Source organism: Ramlibacter sp. P4_H7, from assembly GCF_056400765.1.
In genome coordinates, this window is sequence record NZ_JBFUKP010000002.1 from 126,071 (window position 1) to 141,546 (window position 15,476).

A 15,476-nucleotide genomic window follows, 5' to 3' on the forward strand; every position below is an offset into this window, starting at 1 on the left:
TTTTCGCCGCTGTCGTGCACCCGCGACATGGTCCATGCGGCGGAGGCCCGGAACGCGCCGCCTACAATTCAGGCATGGCACTCTCCACGATTTCCGCGCTGTCGCCGCTGGACGGCCGCTACGCCGCGCGCCTGGCGCCGCTGCGACCGCTGATGAGCGAACACGGCTACATGCACATGCGCGTGCAGGTGGAAGTCTGCTGGTTCATCGCGCTGTCGGACGCCGGCTTCGCCGAATTCAAGTCCTTGTCCCCCGGAGCGCGCACTTACCTCCTGGGGCTGGTGAAGAACTTCTCCGAAGCTGACGCCGGGGCGATCAAGGAGATCGAGAAGACCACCAACCACGACGTGAAGGCCGTGGAGTACTGGATCAAGTCCAAGTTCGAGGCGCGGCCCGAACTGCGCGCGGCCAGCGAGTTCGTGCACTTCGCCTGCACCAGCGAGGACATCAACAACACCAGCCATGCCCTGCAGCTGAAGGGCGCGCGCGAAGAAGTCATCCTGCCCGCGCTGGATGCGCTGATCGTGAAGATGCGTGCCATGGCGCACGCCCACGCCGCCGTGCCCATGCTCAGCCGTACGCACGGCCAGACCGCCAGCCCCACGACCGTGGGCAAAGAGATCGCCAACGTGGTGGTGCGGCTGGCGGCGGCGCGCGAGCGCATTGCCGCCGTGAAGCTGATGGCCAAGATGAACGGCGCGGTCGGCAATTACAACGCGCACCTGGCCGCGTGGCCCGACTTCGACTGGGAAGCCTTCAGCCGCAAGGTGGTGGAAGCGCCCGAGCCCCTGGGCCTGGGCCTGAGCTTCCAGCCTTACAGCATCCAGATCGAGCCGCACGACTACATGGCGGAGCTGTTCGACGCGGTCGCGCGCACCAACACCATCCTGGTCGACTGGTGCCGCGACGTGTGGGGCTATGTGAGCCTCGGGTATTTCAAGCAGAAGCTGCGGGAAGGCGAGATCGGCTCGTCCACCATGCCGCACAAGGTCAACCCGATCGACTTCGAGAATGCCGAAGGCAACCTGGGGCTCTCCAACGCGCTGCTGCGGCACCTGTCGGAGAAGCTGCCGATTTCGCGCTGGCAGCGCGACCTGACCGACTCCACGGTGCTGCGCAACATGGGCGTGGCCCTCGGCTACGCGCTGCTGGCCTACCACTCGCTGGGCATCGGCCTCGGCAAGCTCGAACTGAACGAGGAGGCGCTGCGGGACGACCTGGACGCCGCGTGGGAGGTGCTGGCGGAACCGATCCAGACCGTGATGCGCCGATACGGCGTGCAGGGCGCCTACGAGAAGCTCAAGGAGGTCACGCGCGGCAAGACGGTCGCCGCCGAGGACCTGCACGGGCTGATCCGCTCCCTGAACATCCCCGACGCCGAGAAGGGGCGCCTGCTGGCTATGACGCCGGCGTCGTACATCGGCAAGGCCGCCGAACTCGCGCGTCGCGCGTAGGCGGCCCATTGGCACTCAAATCCACCGTCTTCAAGGCGCAACTGGCGGTCGCCGACATCGACCACGGCTACTACGCCGACCACGCACTCACGCTGGCCCGCCATCCGAGCGAGACCGACGAACGCATGATGGTCCGGCTGGCGGCACTCGCCCTGCACGCCCACACGCTGCAGACCGTGTGCGGCGGCGACGGCACGCTGGCCTTCGGCAAGGGCCTGAGCGATCCCGAGGAACCGGACGCCTGGCTGCGCGACTTCACCGGGGCCACCCGCCTGTGGATCGAGGTGGGCCAGCCCGATGACGTGGCGATCACCAAGGCCTGCCGCAAGGCGGACCAGGTGGCGCTGTACGCCTTCCATCACGCCGCCGAGGTCTGGTGGAAAGGCATCGAGAGCAAGCTGACGCGCCTGACCAACCTGCAGGTCTGGCGGATTCCGTCGGACGCTTCCCAGCAACTGGCGGCCCTCGCCCAGCGGTCCATGCAGCTGCAAGCCACGCTGCAGGAGGGCACCCTGATGCTGGGCGACGGCGCGCGCCACGTGGACATCGAGCCGCTGCGCTGGAAATAGCCCGGGTCAGGCCGGCATCGCCAGGCCGCAATTCCAGCAGGATTCGAACCCGCCCTCGACGAGTTCCCCGCAGGCGCAGCGCCAGCGGCGCTGGGGCACGCTCTGCAGGTCCTTGAGCAGCCCGCGGGCCTGCGCCTCCTGCTGGTCGTGCGTGATCCAGATTTCCGGCAGGCACTGGTCCGGCGGCAGCTCGCCGGCGACGCTGGACAGGAACTGCCGCTGCACGCTGGCGGCGATGCCCGCCTGGCGCAGGAAATCCACCCACATGGCGGCGATCGCGATGTTGGGCGCCTGCGCGATACGCCGCATGTCAGCGCCGTTCGCGGGCGTCGCCGGGGGCGCGCTCTGCGTAGCGGTTGAAGCGCCAGGCGTCGCCCAGCAGCGTGATGCGGCGCCACACGGTGCGCTTTTCTGCGGGGGTGAGCTCGGTCCAGCGCTGGACCTCGTCGAAGCTGCGCCCGCAGCCCTTGCACTGGGCGTCTCCCTGGCTGGTGGAACAGATCGCGATGCAGGGCGTGTCGGGCTGGGTGTCGAACCAGGCCTTCCAAGCGGCATAGGCCTTCGGCGGGCAGCTTGCCTCGTCCGCCTCGTCCTCGTGGTGGAAGATCATCAGCGCGTACACCTCGGCCAGGGCCCGCAGCTCGGGCGCAAGAGTAACCCCATCCGGCGAGGGACTTTTCTCCCGCCAGAAGTTGATGGCGGCTTCGATGTCGGTGATATGGATGCCGGCCATGGCTGGGCACGCGCGGGTACTGCTGGGTGGGACGAGGATGATACGTGTTTGTCCTGCTGCAGGAACATCGGCCTTGTGTTCTAATTTCTGCAGCGAAGGGGAGTAGCTCCCTCATCGGCACGTCGTCAATACGAAGCTTCGGCTTCCGGCGTGCCGGGCGGTCCGCAGCAGCGGCCGTCGAGCAAGACCTTCGATCGGGCCCGGTGCGGTCCGGATCGAAGCCCGTCGCCCGTCCTGCGCAGCTTTCGGTCCTGTCCGCCCCGGGCGAACTTGTCCTGATCCGGAGCTCATTCGCATGGAATTTCTTTCGACCGCCTGGTGGTCCGCACTGCTGGCCATCATCCTCATCGACCTGGTGCTCGCCGGCGACAACGCGATCGTGATCGCGCTGGCCGCGCGAAACCTTCCCGCGCACCTGAAGAACAAGGCGATCGTGTGGGGCACCGTCGGCGCCATCGTGGTTCGATCCCTCATGACGATCGGCGTCGTGTGGCTGCTGAAGATTCCCGGGCTCATGGGCCTGGGCGGCGCGGCGCTGCTGTGGATCGCATACAAGCTGATCGCGGATGAAGGGGGTGACGACGAGCACGGTGCCGCCGCGACCACCTTCTGGGGTGCCATGAAGACGATCGTGATCGCGGACGCGCTCATGGGCGTGGACAACGTGCTGGGGGTCGCGGGCGCGGCGCACGGCGCGATGGACCTGGTGGTGCTCGGCCTGCTCATCAGCGTGCCGATCGTGGTGTTCGGCAGCAAGCTGGTGCTGAAGATGGTCGAACGGTTCCCGGTCATCATCCACCTGGGCGCTGCGGTGCTGGCCTTCACGGCCGCCAAGATGATCGTCGCCGAGCCCCTGCTCGATGCGGTGTTCGAACCGAATGCATTCGCGCGCTGGAGCACGTATGCTGTCTGCATCGTCGGCGTGCTCGGCGCGGGTTGGCTCGCGACCCGCGGCTCGCGCCGGCGCGACGCCCACTGAAGCGCCCGCAGGAGTGCCCATGAACAAGGTGATCGTGTATCTGGACGATCCCGCCTACGCGCGGCAGCAGATGTCTGCCGGCGACGCGGGACCCACGCACTGGGTGCTGGTCGCCTGTGCCCCGCGGATGACCCATCGCATCAGCAAGTGGGTGAGCCACTCCGCGCGCGAGAACTGGCGCGCGAAGTGGGCCGACCGCCTGTTCGACCAGGTCATCCCGCCGCTGCGGGCGCGCGGTGACGACGTGACGCCCGTGCTCGCGCGCGGGCCCCTGCCGGAGCTGACGCGCCTGCTGATGGCGGAACACGGGACGGCGCATGTGCTGGACGTGCGGCGCCCCAAGTCCGACGACGGCGGCGCGCAAGGCAGCAGCCGCTGGTCGGCGGGAGGACTGCTGGGGCTCACCGCGGCGCTGATGCTGGTCTTCGATTAGGGCGCTGCAGCATGGGGTGATATGCTGCGCGCCCATGCTGAAGATCCTCGCCAAGTGGCTGCTCAGCGCTTCCGCGCTGCTGTTCGTGGCCTACCTTTACAGCGGCGTGCAGGTGCAGAGTTTCGGGTCCGCGATGCTGGCGGCGCTCGTCATCGGCCTGCTCAATGCGGTCGTCCGGCCGGTGCTGGTGGTGCTCACGCTGCCGGTGACCATCCTCACCCTCGGGCTGTTCCTGTTCGTCATCAACGCCATCACCTTCTGGGCGGCGGCGGCGGTGCTGGACGGCTTCCTGGTTCGCAACTTCGTGGCCGCGCTGGTGGGCTCGCTGCTCTACACCGCGATCGGGATGGTGATCGAATCAGCGCTCGAGCGCCTGTTCGCGAAGAAGTGATTCAACCTGGCGGGCTCGGGTGTCGATGATGGACGCCTCGATGTGGTCGCCCGCTCCCCCCTTGCGCGCCATTTCCTGTCCGGCCTTGAACCGGTCCAGCGCCGCCGCGTAATCCAGCTGCGCCACCCGCGCCTCGGCCTCCGCGCGCACCGCGCGCAGACGCTGGCCCTGCGCGCCATACGCAGTGGCGAGAAGTTGCCAGGCCGCCGCATCGCGCGGATTCTCCGCCACCCAGGTCTGCAGGCGTTGGGCGGCCTCGGCCCCCTTGCCGGTCTGCACCAGTGCCTGCGTGCCCAGCAGGACGTCCGGCCGGCGCCGGCCGTCGAGTTCCACCAGTTTCAGCGTCCGACCCGGATCGCCCTGGGCGAGCGCGGTCTCGGCGGTCAGCAGGCGCGCCAGCCGCTCCCCGACGGGGTCACCCTTCACCGTCGTGTCCAGCCGCGCCAGCAACCGGGTCACTGCGGGGCCGTCCCGAAGCTGCGCGGCTGCGAAGATGGCGGCATAGAGCACCCCGGCCTGCCGCACTCGCGGCAATGCGGCAAAGCTGCCACCATCGGCGTCGGCCACCATGCCGCGTTGGGCATCGACCCCCGCATAGGAGATCGCCCGGGCCCGACCGGCCGCGAGCGCATGCTCCAGGGTGGTGGGGGCCGGCGTGCGGCCGGCCAGCTGGATGCGCGACTGCATGTCGGCAGCGCGTTCCGTCGTCATGGGGTGCGTGCGCAGGTACGGGTAGGCGCCGTTGTCATTGAGGCGCGCAGCCTGCTGCAGTTTTTCGAACATCGAGACGAAGCCCTGGGGCTCGAACCCCGCAGCCGTCATCACGCCGAATCCGATCCGGTCGGCCTCGCGCTCCATGTCGCGCGAGAAATTCAGCTGCTGCTGCACCGCGAGACCCTGCGACCCGGTGATCAGCGCCGCGCCCGCCTGCGGATTCTTGCTGGCGGCGAGCGCCCCCAGGATCATGGCGCCCAGCATCCAGGGGGACTGCTGGTTCTGCTGCGTCATCATCCGCGAGATGTGGCGCTGGGTCACGTGGCTCAATTCGTGCGCGAGCACGGAGGCCAGTTCGTCTCGGCTGGTGGTGACGCTGACCAGGCCCAGATGCAGGCCCAGCCACCCGCCGGGCAGCGCAAAAGCGTTGACCGAACGGTCCTTGCCCAGCAGCACCTGCCACGCGAACCGGTCGCCCAGTTCGGACGTGAGCTCGCCCCGTGCGCGCGCGGCCGCGAGCAAGGGCTGCCAGATGCCCTGCACGTATTCGACCAGGATCGGATCGTCGATGTAGTCGGGATCGCGGTACAGCTCCCGGGCGATGCGCTCACCCAGCTTGCGCTCCGCACCCGTGGTCAGGTCGCCGCCGTCGCCCATGGCGGGAAGCTGCGCGTGCAGGGGCGGGGCGGCCAGCAGCGACACGGCGAGCGCGGCCGCCATCAGTCGGCGAAGGGGGCGAAGTGGTCTCAAAACGAATCCAGCGGAAGGTAGCCGATCACCTCGGCCGTGCCGGCATCGAGGAACACCGTCCAGGCAGTTTCCTTGCGGGCGATCAAGGGCAAGTATGCGACGGCGGCGGGGTCGTGCCGGGTGGTTCGCAACAAGGTGTCAATCTCGTCGGCGCGCTTGGGGAAGCGGCTCTTCAGTTCGGCGACCGGCCGCGCCGCGGCAAGCACCCGGGAACGGGCGCTTTCGTACGGTTGCCAAAGTTCGGGGCGCGCAGACAGCGAGATGCCCTGCAGTGCGGCCAGCGTCATTTCCGTATTTTCCTTGGCGCTATGGAACTCGCGCAGCGCCAGCAGCGTGGGGCCGCCCCATGGGATCGCGGTGACACCGGCGGGGGCCCTGCCCAGAAGTTCTTCGGGCACGTCGACCTGGTGCACGACGCGGAAGCGATCGATTTCGAACACCATGTGCACAGGCCGCGCGAGCTGGACGGTCCAGAGGCCATACCCCAGTCCCGCCAGCTGCAACAACACGATGACGGCGAGGTCGCGGCGCAGCTCGGCGCGGGGCTTGGCCCGATTGAAAACGGTAAAGGTAAGCAGCGGGCCCAGCACGATGTCGACGGCCACCACGAGCTGGAACAGTTCACGGCCGCCGGACACCTCCCGGTACGGATAGGGGTACCAGACGGCGAACACCAGCAGCGCCGCCAAGGTGGCGACCAGCACGCTGAGCCCCAGGTGGATCGTGGCCGCGCGCAGACGCGCGATCCCGTCGAACCTGGCCGTATGATGATCAAGAGAAACGGATGGTTGTTGCATGAGCGGACTCACCCACTTCGACAAGCAAGGTCAGGCACACATGGTAGACGTTGCCGCCAAGCCGGCAACGCACCGGGTGGCCGTCGCGCGGGGCCGGATCGAAATGCTACCGGCGACCTTGGCCATCATCCAGGGCGGGAACGTAAAGAAAGGCGATGTCCTGGGCATCGCCCGGATCGCGGGGATCCAGGCCGCCAAGAAGACCAGCGACCTGATCCCCCTGTGCCATCCGCTGGCACTGACCCGCGTGGCGGTCGAGTTTGCGCTGGAGCAGGCGCAGGGCGCCTCCCAGGCGGCAGTGGCCTGCACGGCCACCGTGGAAACGGTCGGCCCGACCGGGGTGGAGATGGAGGGGCTGACGGCCGTGAACGTCGCGCTGCTCACCATCTACGACATGTGCAAGGCGGTCGACCGCGGGATGACGATCACTGGCGTCCATCTGGTCGAAAAACACGGCGGCAAGTCCGGCAGCTACGTGGCGCCCTAGCGCTGCGGCAGCTTGGGCATCTTCTGCGCCTGTCGCCACGCCTCGTAATCCCGCGGAAAGGCGGCCCGGTAGCGCGCCAGCAGCAGCACGGCCTCGTCGAAGTGCTCCAGGAAGGTGGCGCTCTCGATCGCGCGTTCGATCACCCGCGGCTCGGGGGAGTAGTGCAGCACCCGCCGCGACAAGGCGTACATCCGCTCCGCGTTGTCCTTCTGCGGCGTCATCAGGGTGAGCTCCGCAAAACTCGCCTGTCCGGAGAACAGCCAGGAGCGCCGGACTTGCGCCAGCGTGTCATCGCTCCAGGCAGCCCGACGCTGTTCCGGAGGCAGGTAGATCTGGCTGACGCGCGCGTAGTCCCAGGCGGCGTAGGCGACGGCAGCGAACAGCAAGACTCCGGCGAACAAAGCCGGAATCCTGCGAGGTTCCTGCGCCGTTGCCGTCTGCTCGCGCATCATCAACCAACCCAGGCTTGCGCCGAAGGCGATCTGGAACGGGCCGTACCAGAGGGGATATTCCAGCATGCTGTGCAAGAGGATCAGCGCCAGCGTGGCCCACGCCAGCTGGCGCAGCGGGGCCTCCTCCGCCCAGGGCCGTTGCCGCCAGGCCCACCAAAGCGCGAACGCACACACGGCGACGGCGGCCGGCAGCCCCAACTCCACCGCCAGATGCAAGGGCAGGTTGTGCGCGTTGTCCAGGATGTCGCAGAAGCGCGGGCCGGCATAGAGCGTGTCGAAGTGCGCGTAATCGAGCTCGCCCCAGCCCCAGCCGGTGAGCGGCTTCAGCGCGATGAGATGGAGGACGTTGGACCAGAGCACCAACCGGCTGCTGCAGCCCTGGCCGCCACCGAGGCGACCCCAGAGGGTGCGGGCGGGCATGGCGCCCGTGAGGGCATCGAGCAACAAAGGCAGCAGCACCGCTGCCGCGAAGTAGCCAATGGCGGCGATGGCGCAGAGAAGAAGACGCTGCCGGCGTTCTGGTCCCTTCCACAAGGCGGCCAGGAGCGTGAGCACGAGCCCCTGGAACATCCCCGTGCGTGACACGGATGCGGCGCTGCCGGCCGCCAACAGGAGCAGCAACAACACGGCAGCCCACCGCGGCAGCGTCAGCGTTCCGAACAGCACGATGGCGGCGCCGATCCAGCAAAGGGTGGCGTACTGGTTCGGCTGGCGGAGGTTGGCGTAGGCTTCTCCAACTTCGGCGATGTTCATCCACGGCGAGAAGCGCGCCGCCACTCCGAAATACTGACACAGCCCGATCACGGCACTCAGGCCTGCCGCCAGCAAAGTCCCCACCTGGAGGGCGCGAGCGAGCTCCGGGTCTCCGGCGAATGCCGAGACCAGAAGGACCAGCGCCAGTCCCCCGGCGAACATGAAAAGCTCCGGTCGAATCACGCCCTGCGAGAGCGCGCCCCACGCCACGGCGGCGAGGGACGCCCAAATCAATCCGGGCGCGACGCGCAGTTGAGCGCTCCCGGCCACGGCGAACATCCAAAGCGCAACGCCACACGCCGCAGCGAACAGCCAGGGAGCGACGGATGCCGAAGGGCCGATCGAGACCGGATTCAGCCAGGGAAGCGCCGCAAACAACACTGCGGCCGTCCCGCGAGTCAGTGCCGGACGGATCTTGGGACCCATTCAGGCGACCGTGCACACTGGACGGCGTTGGCTCGCGCATTGGAAAGCGATAGTGGAAGCACCGTACGGCCAAGGATCGGGACGGACATGCGAAGAGCGTACCATCCGAACGCTGGCATTTTGGGAGGGGTCTTGGGGTCGATGCGCGTTGCAGTCGTGATGTCCACCTACCGCGGCGAACGATTCGTCGACGAACAGGTCTCCTCGATCCTTTCGCAGTTGCCCCCCGACGGTTGGCTGCTGGTGCGCGACGATGGCTCGGACGATCGCACAGTGGAACGCATCAAGGCCATCGCAGACCCGCGCATCCGCCTGACGGAGGGTCGCAACGTCGGTTTTGCCCACAGTTTCTTCCTGCTGTTGGCTAGCGTTCCTTCTGATGCCGAGTGCGTGATGCTGGCCGATCAGGATGACGTCTGGCTGCCCGGCAAGATCGACAAGACCTACGCTGCGCTGCAAGGACGCACGGGACCGGCACTCTACTTTTCGCGACTGCGTCTGGTCGACGAGGCGCTGCAGCCACTGGGACTCACGGCCGGATGGCCCCGTGGTCCGTCATTCACGAACGCACTGGCCGAAAACATCGTCACGGGTTGCACGATCGGCCTCAACCGACCCGCAGTGAGCCTCGTGCTACAGCTAGGCGACCCCGCGAAGCTTCGCTTCCATGATTGGTGGATCTACCTGGTGGTCTCTGCGTTCGGGGAAGTGATCGCCGACCCTGCGCCGTCGATGCTGTACCGGCAGCATGGAGGGAACGTGGTCGGTCGGGGTTCGGGCTGGCGAAGGTATCTGGTCAACCTGCGCTTTCTTCGCAAGGCGAGTTGGGTGCACATCATGTTCAGCCAGCTCGAAAACTTCCGCGCGGTGTTCGGCGCCTCGTTGACTTCAGAACAGCGGGCGCTCCTGGATCGCTACTTCGACCCCTCCAATCCCGCCGCCGTCCGCCGGCTTCTGATTGCGCCCCGGCGCTTCCGCCAGCGTTTGCTGGACGAGTTCCTGCTGCGGCTTCTGCTGGCGTGGGAAATTGCGAGCGGCCGCGGATTGCTGCCTCCCGGGGAAGGGCGGCTGAATCAACGGTAGGCGCCGAAGCGCCGTAGCCCGAAGTCGCGAAAGCCGCGCGCCACGGCAAGAAGCTTTGCCGCCTTCTCCCTCTCCCCGAGGACCGACGCGACGGCTCCCGACAGCATCACTGCCAGGCCCTTTGCGCACCAAGCGGGGTCGAACAGAAAATAGCGCGTACAAACCTCGAGCATGTTGCGGGTGATGTAGTAGCGGCGCAGGGGTGAATGGTGCGTGCAGACCAGGCGCACGCCCAGCAAGCGGTGCTCGGTCGATGCGCCGAGGGAGTGCGCCATGACGATGTCGCGCGCCTCCCCGATGCGCCAGCCGTGCCGGCGAATGCGCATGCAGAACTCGAGGTCCACTGCGTCGATGAAGAGCCGTTCTTCAAAGAGGCCCTCCTGCGCCAGCACATCGCAGCGGATGAGACTGCCCGAAGTGATGGTGCAACGCAGGACGCGCCACTCTCGAGTTTCTTCAAGGATGTCGACGCGGTGGTGGTAGTCGCGGCTGGTCCCCCGGTCCTGGTGTGACGGAGCCACGACTGCGAAGCGGGCGGCCTCGGGCTGGAGCGCGAGGCGGGCGAGCACGCCCTCGATCGCCCCCCGTGGCAGCAAGCTGTCCTGGTCGTAGGTTGCCAGCCAGGTGGCGCCGCGCTGTAGGGCCAGCGCGGCGCCTTGGTTCAGTGCCGCCGCAATTCCCCGGTTTTCCGCGTTGGCCTGGAACGCACACCCAGCCGCAACAGCAGCGGATTCGACGGCCGCCGCGTCGACCGAGCCGTTGTCCACGACCAGGACTTCTGCGATCTGGGAACGCAATTCGGAAAGGTTCAGGACCAAGTCGTCACCCGGGTTGTAGGTGACCACCACGGCCACCACATCAGATCGTGGTCCTGCGGGTTCAAGCATCGGTGGGCACGGTGGCGGTCAACGTGACGAACTCGCGTTGCATCGGATCGTCGTGGCCAATACGGCTCGGGTCGCGAGGCAGCTTCAAGTCGACCGGGGAACACCCGGCTTCTTCCGCAAGCGTGGCACTCGCCTGCGCCGTGGCCTGCCAGTCGTCCTGCCATGGGCCTTGGCGTACGTCGGTGAAGCCTGCCTCTTGCAGCTGGCGCCTGAGCAAGTTGGGGTGGAAGATCTGCAAGTGGCGCGGAGGCTCAAGACCGCGCCAGTGGGCCCCGAAGCAGCGATGCCCCAGCGCGTCGATGTTCGGGGTTTCGATCCAGAAATGCCCTTTCGCCTTCAAGAGCCTACGGGCGAGCGCCAGAAGCCGGGTCGGGTCGTGGACGTGCTCGAGCACATGGCTGATCGTGACAGTGTCGAATCTGCGGCCTGAAATGACCAGATCGTGCAGATCGCCCACGTGGACTTCGAAGCCGCGTTCCCTCGCTTTCGCAGCAGACACCGCGTCGACCTCGACGCCGGCACACTTCCATCCGGCCACGCGCGCCCACGCCATGAACCGTCCATTCCCGCACCCAACGTCCAGCAGCGTCGCCCCCGGGCGCGGCCTGGGGAGATGCCGCATCGAAGCATCGAACGAAAGGCGAAGTATCGGCCGCAGGCCAAGCACGGCGGCCACCAGCCTGCTCCTGAACGAAGGCTCCCCCGAGTAACGGGCTTCGATGTAGTTGCGCAGCACGTACTGCTTGGCCCGCGTCGCCCAGTGCCTGCCGCGGGCACGTGGGTCGTCATCCAGGCGCTCTCCGTGCGTGTAGTACTTCTTGTACGCCAGACCGATCGACAGCAGATCCGGGCGCGGATCGAGATAGGCGAGGCCGCAGCCCTTGCACCTGAAGAGATCCCAGGCTCCAGGGGCATGGAACAGCCGATCCGCCATCGCCTTGTGCAAGATGTCGCGGGCCTCGTCTCCGCACAGCGGACACGCTCCCAGCTGTTCCAGTCCGTCCACTGGCCAGATCTCGCCAACCGGGGGCCGATTGGCTTCAGCGAGACCCTTCAAAGTCATGTTCGAACCGGCTCACCGAGCATATAGGCCAAGATCGTTCGGCGCATCGCGATTCCGACGGCGCAGAGCAAGCATGCGATAGCAGCACGAATCCACACGGACGGAATCCAGGCCATCGCGCTGAACGCGCAGCCCAGGACGATTGCAAGTCCCGTCACCCTCCAGCATTCCCGCCGCTCGCGTTCGCTGGTTCTCGCGCCCACGAAGCCGCACAGGAAGAGGCAATCCACAGCAACCCGTACCCCCCACGCCAAGGCCACGCCAACAACACCCCAGCGCTCCGTGAAGGTCCAGAGGAGCACGACATAAAGGGCCAGTTCGCAAAGATGGAGCTTTGCGACGACATCGGTCCGTCCCATGGCCTGGAGCTGCATGAAGAACACTTGCGCCAAGCAATTGAGGTAGACCGCTCCTGCCAGGACCTGCAGCGCCGCAGCGCTGCTCTCCGGGACCTGCGCTTTCATCCAATGGCGCATGATCTCCGGCCCAAACACAGCCAGGGCAGCAGCCGGCAATGCGCAGCCCACCGCCATGGCGGCGGCGAGCTGCACGGACAGGCGGCTGCCGCCCACGGATCGATGCACCCAACGGGCGACCAGGATGGGGAACAACACCGGCAGCACCCCTGCCGGGATGAGGGCCAGCTTGGTGGCGAGCTCATACGGAGCGACGTAGTACGAGACTTCGGCGACCGGCCGCACCGCAGCCAGGTAGAAGCGATCCATGTACACCATGAGGGGGCCGACCAGATTCGAGACTGTGAGCCAGCCACCAAAGGAGAGAAGGGCGGCCAGCGCGCCATGAGAAGGACGCCACGGCGCCCCTTCGGAATCAGGTCGCAGCAGCACGCGACACTGCAGCAGATGCACCATGGCAGCACCGATACGCACCGCTGCCAGAATGCCGCAAGCCAAGGCGATATCCGTTCGCCAGAAGCTCGCGAGCGCGGGACCCAGCGTGAAGAGCACTCCGGACACGATACGCACGGCGTTCACCTGCGCGAACCGGCTGTGGCCCGACAGGAGCGCCGCGAGCAAGGTGCCCGCAAAAGCCATTGGAAGAGAGAGTGCGAGGATGCGAAGGCCCTGCACCGTTTCCGCCTCGAGCTCACGGGAACTCCCGTCGATCAGCAACGGCGCCCAGCCAGCCGCGAACCACCCGACGATCGCGAACCCGCCACCGAGCGCCACAACGACGATGCCCGCCGTATAGACGAGTTTCAGCATGCTCTGGCGCGGCTCACCGCGTGCCAGCGCTTCAGCGACACGGAACGTGATTGCCGATGCCAGCCCCAGGTCAAGCATCAAAACGTAGGCATACGCCGCCACCACCAGGGAGAATGCGCCGAACCGTTGAAGTCCGAAGTTCTGCATCAGCAGAGGGATTGCGACGAACGCAGCCACCAGGGGGAGCGCGAGTCCGGCGACGTTCCAGCCCAGGTTGCGGTTCGATGAAAGCGCACGCGACGCGCTGTCAGCAATCCCCGGCGTGGCCGGAGCGACTAGATCCCGCGTTCCCATGGCAAACCTGACCGTCCACGGATGACGGTGCAGTCAGCCCGTTTGCCAGCGCGAAGTTCGTCGGTGCGCCCGAGCAGCTCCGGATTTAGCGCGCGCCAATACTTGTAATAGACATTTCCGCTGTCCATGACGTACAGACGGATGTCTGCTTGCGGATACACGCGCAGCCAGCCTCCCTCTACGCGCGCTGCATTAGTCTGTCCAGGCTGATAGAAGCGGGGGCACTGCTTTTCGATCAGTCCGAAGATGGCATTGACTTCGGGGTCGCCGCCTTTTTCCGACGGAGGCGGCGGGAACGGATAGGCCAACGTGCAAACCCAGAAACCGATCTTGTCGACCTGTTCAACAGGCGTCTTGTCAACGTCCTTCAAAGCCGTCCTCGCCAGGCCGCGGGATCGCAACAGACGACAGTCCAGCGGGGCGGCCAGGGCCAGCCGCTGACCGATCAACATGTTGTTGATCACGGCCTGCAGGTCGGGGTTGGGCTGCATCTCGTTGGTCATGAATTCCGGCCGGGAGGGCACGAACAGCTTGAGGGACTTGGATTGCGCGAGTAGTTTTTGCATCCGCGCGTTCTCCGCTCCGCCGCCGCCAGCGTCAGGCAGGCTCGATATGTTCACCCAGCGCGACTCCTGAGCGAACTTGTGAGCCACCAAGGAATAGGAGATGTTGGCAACGGTCACGTAGGTCGCGGGTTGGGTGCGCGCCTGCTCGTCCAATTCCAGTTCGAAGTAGGGCGTGTCCCCCCACTTACCCAAGCCCCACCAATGCCAAGGATCATTGTTGTAGACCACCCAGCCTTGCAACAGGACAATTCCTGCTGCGACCGAAAGACGCAGCGCCTTCGTGCCTGGCAGTCGCGCCACCATTGCTATGCAGATGGGGCCCGCGGCTATCAATGCCACCATGATGTAGCGGCCGTTGCCTGTGGTGGCGAGCCACACCACAAACACGGCGAACAGCCACAGAAGCAAGCCAGAGAGCGGCGTCATCGTGGCTGACGGCCTCCGGCGCTTCCAGAGGAACACGCCACCCAGAACCAACCCCAGCAGAACGATGATGGCAAATCGAAGGTCGGGAGCCGGAATCTCGACGTAGATGCCTCCGTCCGGTGCTGCCATTGCAAGTGGCCGCAGCAGGGCGTCACGCCATGTGTCGGGCAAGAATCGAATCATTGCGCCCAGCCCGCCCACCGGCGCAACGGCTCGAAATAAGCGTCGCCAAAGGGATAAACCGGGTTGCCCACGGCGACCCAGAGTTGCCAGCCCCAGTAGCCATAGGCGAAGGCAAACCCGATGACGGCGGCAAAGCAGCCCGTCAGCACCATCCTCAACCTCTCCGTCATGCTGGTTCCTGCTGCCACCCAGAGCAGCGGACCCAGCACCGCGACCGGTCCGTTGCTCAGCTTGCAGGCGACAGATACACCCGCCAGCACACCAGAAACAAGCACAGCATGAGACGGCCGCAGACCCACCTCGGGAGCACGCTCCATGGCGTGCAGGGCCATGGCCACGGACCAGACAAGTGGCACTGTCGACAGCAGATCGTTCGAGGTCGAATCGAACATGGACAACAGGAGTACGCTCGAAAACGCCAGCACGACAGCCAGTGCCCGAAGCACTGAGTCGGTCCAGAGCCGACCCGGAATGCAGCTGTTTGCAATCATCCACACAGCGGGAATGGCCGCAGCATGGAGCGTGGCGAGCACCACGCCGGCGACTTGCCCTGAGACGCCCGCCGCCGCCAGCTTGTACACCGGCCAATACAGATAGGGGAACTGGAAAGACTGGAATGAAGCAGCCAGGTAATCGCGCGCGAAGCGCGGACTTTCCGCGGTCCACCCGAGATAGATGTGATGGTTCAGCGCGTCCCAGCTCAGTCCGATTTGTCCCAGCGAAAGGGGGATCGCAATGAACGCCAGCCAACCCGCCAAAGTCACAAAGAGCAGTTCCATTCGCTTCGAGAGTTGCGGAACGCGCTGAATG

17 protein-coding genes are annotated in these 15,476 nt (G+C 66.3%); 7 read left to right on the forward strand and 10 right to left on the reverse strand.

Features of this window, described 5'->3' with window-relative positions; translation table 11 throughout:
* Nucleotides 1-74: 74 nt before the first annotated feature.
* Both purB and AC1DSA_RS03785 read left to right on the forward strand, forming a co-directional pair.
* Complete coding sequence (purB, locus tag AC1DSA_RS03780; RefSeq protein ID WP_477886209.1) at nucleotides 75-1,454, forward strand: adenylosuccinate lyase; 1,380 nt, start codon at nucleotides 75-77, stop codon at nucleotides 1,452-1,454.
* 8 nt (nucleotides 1,455-1,462) lie between these two features.
* Nucleotides 1,463-2,023, forward strand: coding sequence for a YaeQ family protein (locus tag AC1DSA_RS03785; RefSeq protein ID WP_477886211.1), 561 nt, complete (start codon nucleotides 1,463-1,465; stop codon nucleotides 2,021-2,023).
* 6 nt (nucleotides 2,024-2,029) lie between these two features.
* Here the strand turns inward: AC1DSA_RS03785 and AC1DSA_RS03790 are convergent, their stop codons facing one another.
* The gene (locus AC1DSA_RS03790; RefSeq protein ID WP_477886213.1) at nucleotides 2,030-2,332 is read right to left on the reverse strand and encodes a putative signal transducing protein; all 303 of its coding nucleotides are present in this window, start codon (nucleotides 2,330-2,332) and stop codon (nucleotides 2,030-2,032) included.
* A gap of 1 nt (nucleotide 2,333) precedes the next feature.
* Entirely contained in the window at nucleotides 2,334-2,756 is a 423-nt protein-coding gene (locus AC1DSA_RS03795; protein ID WP_477886214.1) for a DUF3717 domain-containing protein, read from the reverse strand.
* A gap of 295 nt (nucleotides 2,757-3,051) precedes the next feature.
* Here AC1DSA_RS03795 and AC1DSA_RS03800 point away from each other — a divergent pair, with 295 nt between their 5' ends.
* Genes AC1DSA_RS03800 through AC1DSA_RS03810 form a run of 3 tightly spaced genes read left to right on the forward strand, consistent with a single transcriptional unit; the run spans nucleotide 3,052 to nucleotide 4,559 of the window.
* Nucleotides 3,052-3,735, forward strand: a complete 684-nt coding sequence (locus AC1DSA_RS03800; protein ID WP_477886217.1) for a TerC family protein — start codon at nucleotides 3,052-3,054, stop codon at nucleotides 3,733-3,735.
* A 19-nt stretch (nucleotides 3,736-3,754) separates the two neighbouring features.
* Entirely contained in the window at nucleotides 3,755-4,168 is a 414-nt protein-coding gene (locus tag AC1DSA_RS03805) for a hypothetical protein (protein WP_477886219.1), read from the forward strand.
* 37 nt (nucleotides 4,169-4,205) lie between these two features.
* Nucleotides 4,206-4,559: a phage holin family protein gene (locus AC1DSA_RS03810; protein ID WP_477886745.1), complete on the forward strand. Its 354-nt coding sequence runs from the start codon at nucleotides 4,206-4,208 to the stop codon at nucleotides 4,557-4,559.
* Here AC1DSA_RS03810 and AC1DSA_RS03815 read toward each other — a convergent pair.
* Both AC1DSA_RS03815 and tfpZ read right to left on the reverse strand, forming a co-directional pair.
* On the reverse strand, nucleotides 4,527-5,993 hold the full coding sequence (locus tag AC1DSA_RS03815) for a M48 family metalloprotease (protein WP_477886221.1): 1,467 nt from the start codon (nucleotides 5,991-5,993) through the stop codon (nucleotides 4,527-4,529). The two genes, AC1DSA_RS03810 and AC1DSA_RS03815, sit on opposite strands and share 33 nt — an antisense overlap.
* 26 nt (nucleotides 5,994-6,019) lie before the next feature.
* Nucleotides 6,020-6,820, reverse strand: coding sequence for a TfpX/TfpZ family type IV pilin accessory protein (tfpZ, locus tag AC1DSA_RS03820; protein WP_477886223.1), 801 nt, complete (start codon nucleotides 6,818-6,820; stop codon nucleotides 6,020-6,022).
* On the opposite strand from tfpZ, the gene moaC reads away from it, so the two are divergent.
* Nucleotides 6,819-7,307, forward strand: a complete 489-nt coding sequence (moaC, locus tag AC1DSA_RS03825; RefSeq protein WP_477886225.1) for a cyclic pyranopterin monophosphate synthase MoaC — start codon at nucleotides 6,819-6,821, stop codon at nucleotides 7,305-7,307. The two genes, tfpZ and moaC, sit on opposite strands and share 2 nt — an antisense overlap.
* Here the strand turns inward: moaC and AC1DSA_RS03830 are convergent.
* On the reverse strand, nucleotides 7,304-8,938 hold the full coding sequence (locus AC1DSA_RS03830) for a PglL family O-oligosaccharyltransferase (protein WP_477886227.1): 1,635 nt from the start codon (nucleotides 8,936-8,938) through the stop codon (nucleotides 7,304-7,306). The genes moaC and AC1DSA_RS03830 overlap by 4 nt on opposite strands.
* Before the next feature lie 159 nt (nucleotides 8,939-9,097).
* Here AC1DSA_RS03830 and AC1DSA_RS03835 point away from each other — a divergent pair, with 159 nt between their 5' ends.
* The gene (locus AC1DSA_RS03835; RefSeq protein WP_477886229.1) at nucleotides 9,098-10,021 is read left to right on the forward strand and encodes a glycosyltransferase family 2 protein; all 924 of its coding nucleotides are present in this window, start codon (nucleotides 9,098-9,100) and stop codon (nucleotides 10,019-10,021) included.
* On the opposite strand, the gene AC1DSA_RS03840 is transcribed toward AC1DSA_RS03835, so the two are convergent.
* The 5 genes from AC1DSA_RS03840 to AC1DSA_RS03860 are packed head-to-tail and all read right to left on the reverse strand — an operon-like array spanning nucleotide 10,012 to nucleotide 15,445.
* Complete coding sequence (locus AC1DSA_RS03840; RefSeq protein WP_477886231.1) at nucleotides 10,012-10,875, reverse strand: glycosyltransferase family 2 protein; 864 nt, start codon at nucleotides 10,873-10,875, stop codon at nucleotides 10,012-10,014. The genes AC1DSA_RS03835 and AC1DSA_RS03840 overlap by 10 nt on opposite strands.
* Nucleotides 10,876-10,900: 25 nt before the next feature.
* Nucleotides 10,901-11,971, reverse strand: a complete 1,071-nt coding sequence (locus AC1DSA_RS03845; RefSeq protein WP_477886233.1) for a class I SAM-dependent methyltransferase — start codon at nucleotides 11,969-11,971, stop codon at nucleotides 10,901-10,903.
* A complete protein-coding gene (locus AC1DSA_RS03850) occupies nucleotides 11,968-13,491 on the reverse strand; it encodes a flippase (RefSeq protein ID WP_477886236.1) in 1,524 nt (507 codons plus the stop codon). The genes AC1DSA_RS03845 and AC1DSA_RS03850 overlap by 4 nt, the downstream gene beginning before the upstream one ends.
* Complete coding sequence (locus AC1DSA_RS03855) at nucleotides 13,473-14,654, reverse strand: hypothetical protein (protein WP_477886238.1); 1,182 nt, start codon at nucleotides 14,652-14,654, stop codon at nucleotides 13,473-13,475. The genes AC1DSA_RS03850 and AC1DSA_RS03855 overlap by 19 nt, the downstream gene beginning before the upstream one ends.
* Before the next feature lie 8 nt (nucleotides 14,655-14,662).
* Nucleotides 14,663-15,445, reverse strand: coding sequence for a hypothetical protein (locus AC1DSA_RS03860; protein WP_477886240.1), 783 nt, complete (start codon nucleotides 15,443-15,445; stop codon nucleotides 14,663-14,665).
* Nucleotides 15,446-15,476: the final 31 nt, after the last annotated feature.